The sequence below is a fragment of the Halomonas sp. genome, from assembly GCF_041689495.1.
Classification (GTDB): Bacteria; Pseudomonadota; Gammaproteobacteria; order Pseudomonadales; family Halomonadaceae; genus Halomonas.
The window spans coordinates 1-12709 of the sequence record NZ_JBDNGD010000110.1 but is presented as its reverse complement, the minus strand read 5'-3'; the positions used below and the strand labels follow the sequence as shown (position 1 = coordinate 12709).

13 protein-coding genes are annotated in these 12709 nt (G+C 63.7%); 8 read left to right on the top strand and 5 right to left on the bottom strand.

The annotated features are described in order from the left end of the window. Window positions 1–34 precede the first annotated feature (34 nt). The 4 genes from rpsK (at window position 35) to rplQ (ending at window position 2568) form a co-directional block, all read left to right on the top strand. Window positions 35–421, top strand: coding sequence for a 30S ribosomal protein S11 (gene rpsK / locus ACESMD_RS03490; protein ID WP_372610365.1), 387 nt, complete (start codon window positions 35–37; stop codon window positions 419–421). A 12-nt stretch (window positions 422–433) separates the two neighbouring features. Further along, the gene (rpsD, locus tag ACESMD_RS03485; protein WP_372610363.1) at window positions 434–1054 is read left to right on the top strand and encodes a 30S ribosomal protein S4; all 621 of its coding nucleotides are present in this window, start codon (window positions 434–436) and stop codon (window positions 1052–1054) included. A gap of 82 nt (window positions 1055–1136) precedes the next feature. Next, window positions 1137–2189, top strand: coding sequence for a DNA-directed RNA polymerase subunit alpha (gene rpoA / locus ACESMD_RS03480; protein ID WP_372610361.1), 1053 nt, complete (start codon window positions 1137–1139; stop codon window positions 2187–2189). Next, window positions 2176–2568, top strand: a complete 393-nt coding sequence (gene rplQ / locus ACESMD_RS03475) for a 50S ribosomal protein L17 (RefSeq protein WP_372610359.1) — start codon at window positions 2176–2178, stop codon at window positions 2566–2568. Before rpoA ends, rplQ begins: the two co-directional genes overlap by 14 nt. Before the next feature lie 106 nt (window positions 2569–2674). On the opposite strand, the gene uvrA is transcribed toward rplQ, so the two are convergent. After that, entirely contained in the window at window positions 2675–5545 is a 2871-nt protein-coding gene (uvrA, locus tag ACESMD_RS03470) for an excinuclease ABC subunit UvrA (RefSeq protein WP_372610357.1), read from the bottom strand. A gap of 163 nt (window positions 5546–5708) precedes the next feature. Here uvrA and ACESMD_RS03465 point away from each other — a divergent pair, with 163 nt between their 5' ends. From ACESMD_RS03465 to ACESMD_RS03450, 4 genes are all read left to right on the top strand, one after another. Continuing rightward, on the top strand, window positions 5709–7100 hold the full coding sequence (locus tag ACESMD_RS03465; protein WP_372610355.1) for an MFS transporter: 1392 nt from the start codon (window positions 5709–5711) through the stop codon (window positions 7098–7100). An 81-nt stretch (window positions 7101–7181) separates the two neighbouring features. Then, window positions 7182–7778 (top strand): single-stranded DNA-binding protein, encoded by a 597-nt coding sequence (gene ssb / locus ACESMD_RS03460; RefSeq protein WP_372610353.1) that lies wholly within the window; start codon window positions 7182–7184, stop codon window positions 7776–7778. Window positions 7779–7823: 45 nt separating this feature from the next. Beyond that, window positions 7824–8717, top strand: a complete 894-nt coding sequence (locus tag ACESMD_RS03455; RefSeq protein WP_372610351.1) for a sugar nucleotide-binding protein — start codon at window positions 7824–7826, stop codon at window positions 8715–8717. Next, entirely contained in the window at window positions 8714–9457 is a 744-nt protein-coding gene (locus tag ACESMD_RS03450; RefSeq protein ID WP_372610349.1) for a lysophospholipid acyltransferase family protein, read from the top strand. The genes ACESMD_RS03455 and ACESMD_RS03450 overlap by 4 nt, the downstream gene beginning before the upstream one ends. 132 nt (window positions 9458–9589) lie before the next feature. Here ACESMD_RS03450 and fabB read toward each other — a convergent pair whose 3' ends face one another. The 4 genes from fabB to ACESMD_RS03430 all read right to left on the bottom strand — a co-directional run. Further along, the gene (fabB, locus tag ACESMD_RS03445) at window positions 9590–10807 is read right to left on the bottom strand and encodes a beta-ketoacyl-ACP synthase I (protein WP_372610347.1); all 1218 of its coding nucleotides are present in this window, start codon (window positions 10805–10807) and stop codon (window positions 9590–9592) included. Window positions 10808–10820: 13 nt separating this feature from the next. After that, window positions 10821–11336, bottom strand: coding sequence for a 3-hydroxyacyl-[acyl-carrier-protein] dehydratase FabA (gene fabA, locus ACESMD_RS03440; RefSeq protein ID WP_372610345.1), 516 nt, complete (start codon window positions 11334–11336; stop codon window positions 10821–10823). A gap of 204 nt (window positions 11337–11540) precedes the next feature. Then, window positions 11541–12017: a DUF2878 family protein gene (locus ACESMD_RS03435; RefSeq protein ID WP_372610343.1), complete on the bottom strand. Its 477-nt coding sequence runs from the start codon at window positions 12015–12017 to the stop codon at window positions 11541–11543. Beyond that, window positions 12014–12709 (bottom strand): class I SAM-dependent methyltransferase (locus ACESMD_RS03430; protein ID WP_372610341.1); only part of this gene is annotated, 696 nt, incomplete at its 5' end. The genes ACESMD_RS03430 and ACESMD_RS03435, both read right to left, overlap by 4 nt.

The window sequence follows — 12709 nt, the reverse complement described above, 5'->3', positions numbered from 1 at the left end:
ACGTTCTGGCGTAAAGACAGGAAACGACATCAACATGGCTAACCCGCGTAGCAACCGTAAGAAGGTGAAAAAGCAGGTAGTGGATGCCATCGCGCATATCCACTCCTCTTTTAACAACACGATCATTACGATCACAGACCGCCAGGGCAACGCGCTTTCATGGGCGACTGCCGGTGGTTCGGGTTTTCGTGGTTCTCGCAAGAGCACCCCGTTCGCGGCTCAAGTAGCAAGCGAACGTGCAGCGACCGCTGCAGCCGAGTATGGTGTGAAAAACGTCGACGTGCTGGTCAAGGGCCCCGGTCCTGGCCGTGAATCCGCCGTGCGGGCACTCAATGCCGCCGGCTTCCGCGTGCAGAGCATCACCGACGCGACGCCCATTCCCCATAATGGCTGCCGTCCGCCGAAGAAACGCCGCGTTTAAGGAGACAGATTCATGGCTCGCTACATTGGACCCAAGTGCAAACTGTCTCGTCGTGAGGGGACCGATCTCTTCCTCAAGAGCGGTGTCACTCCCTTCGAGAAGAAGTGCAAATCCGAGCAGATTCCGGGTGTGCACGGCCAGCGCCGTCAGCGTCTTTCCGACTACGGCTTGCAGCTTCGCGAGAAGCAGAAAGTACGTCGCATGTATGGCGTACTCGAGAAGCAGTTCCGCAACTACTACAAGGAATCGGCCCGTCTCAAGGGCGCGACCGGTGAGGTGTTGCTGCAGTTGCTCGAATCCCGACTGGACAATGTCGTCTACCGCATGGGCTTCGGCTCAACCCGTTCCGAATCGCGTCAACTTGTCAGCCACAAGGCCATCACCGTGAATGGCAAGGCCGTCAACGTGGCGTCCTACCAGGTCAAGCCCGGTGACGTCGTTGCAGTGCGCGAGAAGTCGAAGAACCAGGCACGTATCCAGAATGCCCTGGCCATCTCCGCCAATCGTACCGAGGTCGCCTGGATCGAGCTTGATGCCAAGAAGATGGAAGGCACTTTCAAGGCTCTGCCTGAACGTGGTGACCTGACTGCCGACATCAACGAAAACCTGATCGTCGAGCTGTACTCGAAGTAATCGGCGCCGAGCGTCGTCCGGCCTCCGCCAGGAGGTCGGCTAGAGTACCGAGTATCCGTTTGGCAGCCTCAAAGGTGTTCATATGCAGCGTTCAGTGACAGAGTTTCTCCGTCCTCGCGACATCAAGGTCGAAGAAATCAGCGCACATCATGCGAAGATCGTGTTCGAGCCCTTCGAGCGTGGCTTTGGCCACACCCTGGGCAATGCCCTGCGTCGCATCCTGCTCTCGTCCATGCCCGGCTGTGCCGTGGTGGAAGCCGAGATCGCAGGCGTCGAGCACGAGTACAGTGCCATCGAGGGTGTCCAGGAAGACGTGATCGAGATCCTCCTGAACCTCAAGGACGTGGCGATCAAGATGCACAGCCGTGAGGAGGCCATTCTCACGCTGAACAAGCAGGGACCGGCCGTGGTCACGGCGGGTGACATCGCCATCGACCACGATGTCGAAATCGTCAATCCCGATCACATCATCTGCCACGTCAATGAGGGTGCCGAGCTCAAGATGCAGCTCAAGGTTCTCAGCGGTCGTGGTTATGAGCCGGCCGATGTTCGCGTCGGTGCCGAGGACGAATCCCGTGCGATCGGTCGCCTGCAGCTGGATGCGACCTTCAGCCCGGTTCGTCGTGTTTCCTACTCCGTCGAGGCCGCGCGCGTCGAACAGCGCACCGACCTGGACAAGCTGATCATCAGCCTGGAAACCGACGGCACCCTGGATCCGGAAGAGGCCATCCGTCGCAGCGCCACCATCCTGCAGGATCAGTTGGCGGCGTTCGTCGATCTGGAGGCCGACAAGGAACAGGAAGTGGAGGAGGAGCACGATCATATCGATCCGATCCTGCTGCGCCCCGTAGACGATCTCGAGTTGACCGTCCGCAGTGCCAATTGCCTCAAGGCCGAGAATATCTATTACATCGGTGACCTGATTCAGCGCACCGAGGTGGAGCTGCTCAAGACACCCAATCTCGGCAAGAAGTCCCTGAATGAAATCAAGGACGTCCTGGCAGCCCGCGGTCTTTCCCTGGGCATGCGGCTGGAAAACTGGCCGCCGGCAAGCCTGAAGGACGACCAAGGTCTCCGCGTGAGCGTCGACTCGAGTCCCAGTTTGGTAAGGAACTATAACCATGCGTCATCGTAAGAGTGGTCGTCACCTTAATCGCACGAGTTCGCACCGTCAGGCCATGTTCAAGAACATGAGCGTGTCACTGGTCGAGCACGAGGTGATCAAGACAACCCTGCCCAAGGCCAAGGAACTGCGTCGCGTCATCGAGCCGCTGATCACCCTGGCCAAGCAGGACAGCGTCGCCAATCGCCGCCTGGCCTTCAGCCGCACCCGGTCCAAGGAAGCGGTCGGCAAGCTCTTCAACGAGCTGGGTCCGCGCTATGCCGAGCGTCCGGGTGGCTATATCCGCATTCTCAAGTGCGGTTTCCGCACCGGCGACAATGCGCCCATGGCCTATGTCGAACTCGTCGATCGCCCGATCATCGAGGACGAGGAGATCGCCGTCGAGGAGTGATCCCCGACCGGCCTTCCGCCTATGGCACGTTAAACCGGCTCCTTTCGAGGGGCCGGTTTTTTTAGGTTCGTCGCATTTTGCCGTGACATGCGGCTGTGCTTCCGGTTCAGGTCTCCGCCGCGCTCGTGGCTCTCGGCTCCTGGCTGGTCGCTTGTCGCTCCAGAAGCGGCTTGAGGAAGCGTCCGGTGTGCGACACCTCCATGCGTGCCACCTGTTCCGGCGTGCCCTCGGCGATGATGCGCCCGCCGCCGGAGCCGCCCTCGGGACCCAGGTCAATCAGCCAGTCGGCGGTCTTGATGACGTCCAGGTTGTGCTCGATGACCACCACGGTGTTTCCGTGGTCGCGCAGGCGGTGCAGCACCGTGAGGAGTTGACGTATGTCCTCGAAGTGCAGGCCTGTGGTGGGTTCATCGAGGATATAGAGCGTCTTTCCGGTGTCGCGCTTGGCCAGCTCGCGAGCCAGCTTGACCCGTTGGGCTTCGCCGCCGGACAGAGTGGTGGCACTCTGCCCCAGGCGGATGTAGGAGAGCCCCACGTCGAGCAGCGTCTGCAACCGGCGGGCGATGGCCGGTACTGGCGAGAAGAACTCCAGCGCCTCCTCCACGGTCATCGCCAGCACCTCGTGGATGCTCTTGCCCTTGTAGGCGATCTCCAGGGTCTCCCGGTTGTAGCGCTTGCCCTTGCAGACGTCGCAGGGGACATAGATGTCGGGCAGGAAGTGCATCTCGACCTTGATCATGCCCTCGCCCTGGCAGGCCTCGCAACGTCCGCCCTTGACGTTGAACGAGAAGCGGCCGGGCTTGTAGCCTCGGGCACGGGCCTCCTGGGTACCCGAGAAGAGCTCGCGGATGGGCGTGAAGATCCCGGTGTAGGTGGCCGGGTTGGAGCGGGGTGTACGACCGATGGGGCTCTGGTCGATGTCGATGACCTTGTCGAGTTGATCCAGACCCTCGATCCCGGTGTATGCCTCGGGGGTTAGGCTGGTGGCCCTGTTGAGTTCCCGGGCGGCGATGGGCATCAGGGTGCCGTTGATCAGTGTCGACTTGCCGGAACCGGAGACTCCGGTGATGCAGACCAGCAGGCCCAATGGCAGTTCCAGGGTGACCTCTCGGAGGTTGTTGCCGGTGGCGCCGGTCAGGCGCAGCACCTTTTCCGGGTTGCCGGGTATCCGCCAGGGCGGCACCTCGATGCGTCGGGTGCCGGCCAGATACTGGCCGGTCAGAGACCCCGGCGTGTCCATGATGTCCTTCGGGGTGCCCTGGGCGACGATGCGTCCCCCATGGACCCCGGCCCCGGGGCCGATATCGAGCACATGGTCGGCGGCGCGGATGGCTTCCTCGTCGTGTTCTACCACGATCACGGTATTGCCCAGATCGCGGAGGCGTTTGAGCGTCTGCAGCAGGCGGTCGTTGTCGCGCTGGTGCAGGCCGATCGAGGGCTCGTCGAGGATGTACATGACCCCGACCAGACCGGCACCGATCTGACTGGCCAGGCGGATGCGCTGGGCCTCGCCGCCGGAGAGGGTCTCGGCGCTGCGCTCCAGATTGAGGTAATCGAGTCCGACATTGACCAGAAACTCCAGCCGGGCATGGATTTCCTTGACGATCTTGACGGCGATCTCGCCCTTGCGTCCGGGAAGCGTCAACTGATCGAAGTAATGCCAGGCCTCGCCGATGGGCAGTCGGACCAGCTCCGGCAGGCTGTGGTCGTCGATGAAGACGTTCCGCGATTCCTTGCGCAGTCGTGTTCCCTGGCAAGTGGGGCAGGGCTGCACGGCGATATGGCGGGCCAGCTCCTCCCGGACCATGGTCGATTCGGTCTCGCGATAGCGGCGCTGCATGTTGGGCAGTACGCCTTCGAAGGGATGCTCGCGGGTCACCTTGCGGCCGCGGTCGTTGACGTAGTGGAAGGCGATGTCGTCCTGGCCGCTGCCATGCAGGATCACCTCCTTCTCATGCCGCGCGAGATCCTGCCAGGGTGTCTCCAGGGTGAAACGGTAGTGATCGGCGACTGACTGTAGCTGGTTGAAGTAGTAGACGCTGCGTCGGTCCCAGCCCTTTATCACGCCCTCGGCAAGCGAGAGCTCGGGGTGGCTGATCAACTTGGCGGGGTCGAAGACCTGCTGTACCCCCAGGCCATCACAGCCGGGACAGGCGCCGGCCGGATTGTTGAAGGAGAACATGCGCGGCTCTAGTTCGGCGATGGAATAGCCGCACACCGGACAGGCGAAGCGCGCCGAGAAGGGGATATCCTCATGCTCGCCGTCCATGAAATGGATCATGGCGACCCCATCGGCCAGGGCCAGTGCCGTTTCGAAGGATTCCGCCAGCCGCTGGGCCAGGCCGTCACGAACCTTGAGGCGGTCCACCACCACGCTGATGTCGTGCTTGCGGGTCTTGTCCAGCGGGGCGATGTCATCCAGTTCCAGCACCTGGCCGTCGATCAGGGCGCGCACGAAACCCTGGGCGCGCAGCTCGGCAAGCAGCTGCAGATGCTCGCCCTTGCGGCCCTTGACCACCGGGGCGAGCAGCATCAGCTTGCTGCCCTCGGGAAGGGCCAGCACCTGATCGACCATCTGCGAGACGGTCTGGGCCTCGAGGTCCTCGCCATGCTCCGGACAGCGCGGGGTGCCGGCACGGGCAAACAGCAGCCGCAGGTAGTCGTAGATCTCGGTGATGGTGCCCACGGTGGAGCGGGGGTTGTGGGAGGTGGATTTCTGCTCGATGGAAATCGCCGGTGACAGCCCCTCGATATGGTCGATGTCGGGCTTCTCCATCATCGACAGGAACTGGCGCGCATAGGTGGAAAGCGACTCCACGTAGCGACGCTGCCCCTCGGCATAGAGGGTGTCGAAGGCCAGCGACGACTTGCCCGAGCCCGAGAGCCCGGTGATCACGATCAGCTTGTCGCGGGGCAGATCCACATCGATCTGCTTGAGGTTGTGGGTGCGGGCACCCCTGACCAGAATCCTGTCCATTCCCACCTCATGGCACGCGGCAAAAGAGAGAGTATACGGGTCGCGCGGCCCGCCGGGCAAAACGGACGGCGGCGGATGGCTTTCCCTCCCGGGTGGCGAGCCGCTAGACTATGCGGTCCATCAACGGGCGCCACGCGTTCGCTCACGGAAAGCCGAATCCCCTATGCGAAAGCTCTCAGGACTGCTGTTAGCCACCGAACGACGCGCCATCGCCGGTCTTGCCTGCCTCTATGCCACCCGCATGCTCGGCCTGTTCATGGTGCTGCCGGTGCTGGCCATCTATGCCGACGACCTGCGAGGTGCCACCCCCCTGCTGGTCGGCCTGGCACTGGGTGTCTATGGCCTGACACAGGCGGTGCTGCAGATCCCCTTCGGTCTGGCTTCCGACCGGCTCGGGCGCAAGCCAGTGATCGCCTTCGGCCTTCTGCTTTTCCTGCTGGGCAGTGTGGTGGCGGCCCAGGCAGAGACCATCGCCATGGTGATCGCGGGACGCTGCCTGCAGGGCAGCGGTGCCGTGGCGGCGGCGATCATGGCCTTGCTGGCCGACCAGACCCGGGAGCAGGTGCGAACCGCGGCCATGGCGACTATCGGCCTGTCGATCGGGGCGGCCTTCGCTCTGGCCATGGTGCTGGGCCCCTGGCTGGCGTCGGGATTCGGCCTGGCCGGGGTCTTCTGGTTCACCGTGGGACTCGCCGTCCTGGGGCTGGGCGTGCTGTGGAAGCTGGTGCCGCCGGCACCACGTCGAATGCGCCATCGCGATGTGGGCCTCGACCGTCAGCAGGTCCGCCAGATCCTGGGGAACAGCGACCTCTGGCGGATGGATTTCTCGATCTTTGCGCTCCACCTCATCCTGATGGCGATCTTCGTCGCCGTGCCCTTTCGCCTGCTCGAGGCCGGGATTCCCGTCGAGCGCCATGGTCTCACCTACCTGGGGGTCATGGCCCTGGCCTTCGTGACCATGGTTCCTCTGGTGGTCGTGGCGGAGAAGTATCGTCGGATGAAGGCCATGTGTCTGCTGGCGATCACCCTGATCACCCTGAGCCTGGGCGGTCTGGCCGGCCTGGCCGAGAGTGCCTGGGGCCTTTTCGGCTGGTTGTGGCTGTTCTTCATTGCCTTCAACCTGCTCGAGGCGACCCTGCCCTCCATGCTCAGTAAGCTGGCTCCCGCCGGTGCCAAGGGCACGGCCATGGGTATCTACTCCACCAGCCAGTTCCTGGGTGCCTTCCTGGGCGGGTTGATGGGGGGGCTGCTCGCCCAGACCTGGAGCCTGTCGGCGGTCTTTGTCGGCGCTGCCCTGGTGGGTCTGGCCTGGCTGGTCTTGATGGTCGGCATGTCGGCACCTCCTCATCTGTCGAGTGAGGTCATCACGCTGGACGATGACCACGAGGGAGACGCCCTGGAGACCTTGATGACACACCTTGCCGACATCGCCGGCGTCGAGGATGTGCTGGTGGTGCCCGAAGAACGCCTGGCCTATCTCAAGGTGGATCGGCGTCACCTCGATCAAGACGCCCTGACAAGATTGATGGAGTCACGCCGGGACCCGGGCACCTGAGCAGGGTATGATTTGACACAGGGCGCAGCTTGCGCCACTCCTAGGGACATACAACCCATCCATGACAGCAAGGAGTCCACCATGGCCCGCGGCGTCAACAAGGTCATCCTCATCGGCAACCTGGGACAGGATCCCGAGGTACGTTTCCTGCCTTCCGGGGCGCCGGTTGCCAATCTGCGTCTGGCTACCACCGACACCTGGACCGATCGTCAGAGCGGCCAACGCCAGGAACGCACCGAGTGGCACACCCTGGTGATGTTCAACAAGCTCGCCGAGATCGGCCAGCAATACCTCAAGAAGGGCTCCAAGCTCTACATCGAGGGCCGCATCCAGACCCGCAAGTGGCAGGGTCAGGACGGCCAGGACAGATACAGCACCGAGATTGTCGTCAATGACATGCAGATGCTCGACTCGCGTGGTGGCGGCGACATGCAACAGGGCAGCGGGTATCAGGGTGCCGGTCAGCCCCAGGGCGGCAATGGCAACGCCGCCTCGCAAGGCGGCCAGGACCCGCAGCGTCCGGCGCCCCAGCCGGCAACACAGCAGGGCGGCGGACAACAGGGCGGTGGACAACAGGGTGGCGGACAACAGGGCAATCCCGGGCAGACCAAGCAGGGCAACTATGGGGCCCCGGACCCGGGCAGCTTCGATGACTTCGACGACGAGATACCCTTCTGACGAGCCATCGATGCTGGCCGTGCCTCGGAATGTGAAGGAGTTGCCGTGAAGCTGCTGATACTGGATGCAGGCCATTGCCTGAGCCTGGCGCTGGCACGCGTGGCCAACCGACGCAGTGACACCGAACTGACGATCGACGCTGGTTGCGAACTGACACCCGGGCAACTCGAGGCCTTGGCGCCGGATGCCCTGGTGATTCCGCCGCTGGCCAGGCCGATCAGTGCCGAGCCTGCGGCGGTCACGGCCCATGCCCAGTCGGTGGAAACCTGCATGGAAGCCTGCGTGGCGTCGCGTGTCCCCCTGGTGTGGTGTGTCTCCGACCAGCTCTATGAGGATGGTTTCGACTCACCCATTGACGAGCATGTGATCCCCCGGCCCCGTGACGAGAGTCTCAGGCGGCTGGTCGCCACCGGCGACCGGATCCGGGCGGAATGCCCTCGACACTTGATCGTGCGCGTGGGACCGATGTTTGCCCTGGAAGGGGGGCATGCCTGGCTCAATGAGTTGATCGACACCCTGCTGGCCGGTGGCGAACTGCGTGGCGAAACCGACGTGATCTTCTGCCCGACGTCGGTGGATGCCGTGGCCATGGCCCTGGTCGGCATGCTCCAGCAGCAGCGCTGTGGCGCGGAGGCCTGGGGAAGCTACCATCTGGCCGGCACCGAGCCGGTCAGTGCCTATACCTTCGTCTCGACGGTCAGGACCCAGCTGGCGACACGCCTGGAGGGTCGCGGTGACCATCGCCAACTGGGGACCCTGAAGGCGTTGAGCCATCATCACGGTCAGCCGCTGCGGCGTGTGCTCAATTGTCGACGTGTGCTCGAGGTCTTCGGGGTGCACCAGAAGCCCTGGCGCCTGGAGATGGGGCTCATGCTGGACGCCTGGTGCCAGGCAAATGAGGTCGTTCCCCCGGGCCCGGCCAGCGAGGTGACGCCATGAACCACCTTCGCAGCTTGCTCTTCTATGCCGGGTACTTCCTGGCCATGCTGGTCTGCGGCGTGCTCTTCCTGCCGGTCTCGCCCCTGTTGCCTCTGCAGGAGCGCTATCGCCTACTGAATCTCTACAATCATTTCATCATCGCCTGGTTCCGCCTGGCGTGTGGCGTGCGCTACGAGATCAGCGGTCTGGCGAATGTGCCGCCGGGACCCTGCGTTATCCTTGCCAATCATCAGTGCGAATGGGAAACCGTTTACCTGCAATTGATCAAGCCGCCGGTATGCACCGTACTCAAGCGTGAGCTGTTGAATATCCCGATCTTCGGCTGGGCCCTGCGCCTGCTGCATCCCATCGCCCTGGATCGCTCCAGGCCCTCGCGGGCCATTAAACAGGTGTTGACCCAGGGCACGCAGCGTCTGGATCAGGGATTGTCGGTGCTGATCTTTCCGGAAGGAACGCGAGTCGACCCGGGGAGCCGCCAGCGCTACAATAAGAGCGGAGCGGTGATCGCCTGTCGTGCCGGCGTGCCGGTGTTGTCGGTTGCACACAATGCCGGCGAGCGCTGGCCAGGTCGGCATTGGGTCAAGAACCCCGGGCGCCTGTCGCTGGTGGTCGGTGAGCCCATTGCCACCGAAGAGCGCACATCCGATGAGGTGATGGCCGAGGTGGAGGCCTGGATCGAAGCGAGGCTGGCCGAGATCTCCGAAGTGCCCCGGCCGCACGAGGCGGTATCTTTCCCGTAAATGCCGTCATCGGCCGGCTACATCGCGCCGGATGCGCCTTCGGCTTGTCCGGCCTACGCCTGCTTCCCGTGCAGCCTAAAAAAACGGCGCCCCGCGGGCAAGCCGTTCTTGTCACGGTGAACCCGGTCGGGATCAGTCCTGGAACCTCTCCAGCACCAGGCAGGCATTGGTACCGCCGAAACCGAAGCTGTTGGACAGCACGCGATCGATCTTCGCCCCCTCGCGACACTCGGTGACGATATCGAAGCCATCGGCCTGGTCGTCGAGGTTGTCAATATTGGCCGATGCCGCGATGAAGTTGTGCTCCATCATCAACAGCGAGTAGACGGCCTCCTGCACGCCGGTGGCGCCCAGGGAGTGGCCGGTCAATGACTTGGTGGAGCTCATCGCCGGGGTGGTGTTGCCGAAGACGTCGCGGATGGCCTTGAGCTCGGCGACATCGCCCACCGGGGTGGAGGTGCCGTGGGTGTTGACGTAGTCGATGTCGCCATCAACCGTGGCCATGGCCTGACGCATGCAGCGGGCCGCGCCCTCGCCGGACGGGGCGACCATGTCGTAGCCGTCGGAGGTGGCGCCATAGCCTACCACCTCGGCATAGATCTTCGTGCCGCGGGCCTTGGCGTGCTCGAGGTCCTCGAGCACCAGCATGCCGCCGCCGCCGGCAATCACGAAGCCGTCGCGCGTCTGGTCATAGGGGCGTGAGGCCGTTTCCGGGGCGTCGTTGAAGTGGGTCGACAGGGCGCCCATGGCATCGAAGAGACAGGACAGGGTCCAGTGTTCCTCTTCACCGCCACCGGCAAATACCACATCCTGCTTGCCCATCTGGATCTGCTCCATGGCGCTGCCGATGCAGTGGGCCGAGGTGGCACAGGCCGAAGAGATCGAGTAGTTGACGCCCTTGATGCGAAACGGTGTCGCCAGGCAGGCGGAAACGGTGCTGCCCATGGTGCGCGTCACGCGGTAGGGGCCGACACGGCGCAGGCCCTTCTCGCGCATGACATCGGCAGCCTCGACCTGATTGGAGCTGGAGGCGCCGCCGGAGCCGGCGATCAGGCCGGTACGCTCGTTGGACACCTGCTCCTCGGTCAGCCCAGAATCCTTAATGGCCTGGGCCATGGAGATATAGGCATATGCCGCGGCATCGCCCATGAAGCGAAGCAGTTTGCGGTCGACCAGCGATTCAAGGTCGATATCCACCACCCCGGCGACCTGACTGCGGAAGCCGCGTTCGGCATATTCCTCCTTGAAACGAATACCAGAGCGCCCGTTCCTGAGCGCCTCGAGGACCTGTTGTGCATCGTTGCCGAGGCAGGACACGATGCCCAGGCCGGTGACTACCACTCGTCGCATGGGAGCCTCCTGATCAGAAATTCGCGGTGGAGGTGAATAGGCCGACCCGCAGGTCATTGGCCTGATAGATGTCTCGCCCGTCAACGGCCACGGTGCCGTCGGCCATCCCCAGGATCAGGCGCTGGGTGATGATGCGCTTGATATTGATCCGGTAGGTGACCTGGCCTGCATCGGGCAGTATCTGCCCGCTGAACTTGACGTCGCCGCAACCGAGGGCTCGACCACGGCCGGGATAACCCAGCCAGCCAAGATAGAACCCCACCAGCTGCCACATGGCATCCAGGCCCAGGCAGCCAGGCATCACCGGGTCGCCGGGGAAGTGGCAGTCGAAGAACCACAGGTCGGGATGGATATCGAGCTCGGCGAGCAACTCGCCCTTGCCGTGGTCGCCGCCCGCTTCATGGATGTGCGTGATGCGGTCGAGCATCAGCATGTTGGGCGCCGGTAACTGGGCGTTGCCGGGGCCCAACAGCTCGCCACGTGAGCAGGCCAGCAGATGGTCGCGATCGAAGGAGTGTTGCTTGGTCACTGAATCATTCCGATAATCGAACTTTTTTGTACCGAGGGCGGTATGCCGCCGCCGGGCGGCCTTACCTAGTCTACTGTCCGTGGCTGGCAAATGCACGCCACCGCCCGACGTTGAAAGAGCAGGCGGCTGAGCACGTTACCGTTTTGTCGCGTCCTGTCGATAGCCAACCCAGGGTATGTGTCCCGGTGCTGCGCGTCAACTTGATCAGCGGGTGGTCTGGGCGACGGCGCCTCGATGGCCTCCCAGGTATCGGCTTAGCGTCAGGCAGATCAGCGCCCAGGCCAGTGCCTCGAGGGGCAATAGCCAAGGCGCGAGTTCCACGCCCGCCAGGCGGGCGCCGGTGAAATAGGATAGGGGGCCACTGGTAGCACCACCGAGCATCGCCAGCCATGGATAGCGCCACAGCCAGGCCAGGGAATGATGCAGGAGGCTGGCAAACAGTGGCCACAGCAACCATAGCCAGAGCGGCAGTGCCCCCATTAGGCGAGGCTGGTTGCCCAGATCGAAACCGGCCAGCCAACGCCACTCCCCGGGATAGGCGAGAGAGCTCAGGTGCAGCGCGAGGATCGCCCCGACTACGACGGCGCCCACCAGCGAGCCGCCGAGCACGCAGGCAAACCAGCCGACCTGGAAGGCCGCCAGGTTGATCAAGGTGGCCGTCAGGCCCTCGGGTCGACTCACGGTACACCCGCGGGGGTTGCCGGCCGGGCGCCAGGACGTGCCAGCAGGAGATGGCAGGTGCCGATGGTGCGCTCAAGAAAGCCCCCCTCGCAGTAGCACAGATAGTAGCGCCACATGCGGATGAAGCGCTCCTCGTAACCGAGCTTCCGGACGGTTTCCAGGTTGGCCTCGAAGCGATGACGCCACTCGCGCAGGGTGCGGGCATAGTGGGGGCCGATCTCGTCGAGCGACAGCAGGTTCAGCGAGGTGCGCCGCGACAGGCCGTCGAGGATGGCACGATGCGACGGCAGGAAGCCCCCGGGGAAGATGTAGCGCTTGATGAAATCCATCTCGCGCTTGGCGTCCTCGTAGCGCTGGTCGCGAATGGTGATCGCCTGCAGCATGGCCAGGCCATCATCGGTGAGCAGCCGGTCCAGTGTCGCCAGGTAGGTGTCCAGGTAGTGGTGACCCACGGCCTCGATCATCTCCACCGAGATGAGCCGGTCGTAACACCCCTCCCCCAGCTCACGATAGTCCTGCTTGAGCAGGGTGATGCGATCTCCCAGGCCTTCTTCCTCGATGCGGCGGGCCGTATGGGCGTACTGCTCCTCGGAGATGGTGGTGGTGGTGACCCGGCAGCCACGCGTCCTGGCGGCATGGATCGCGAGGCCGCCCCAGCCGGTGCCGTTCTCCATCTCGCCGTTGACCCGCTC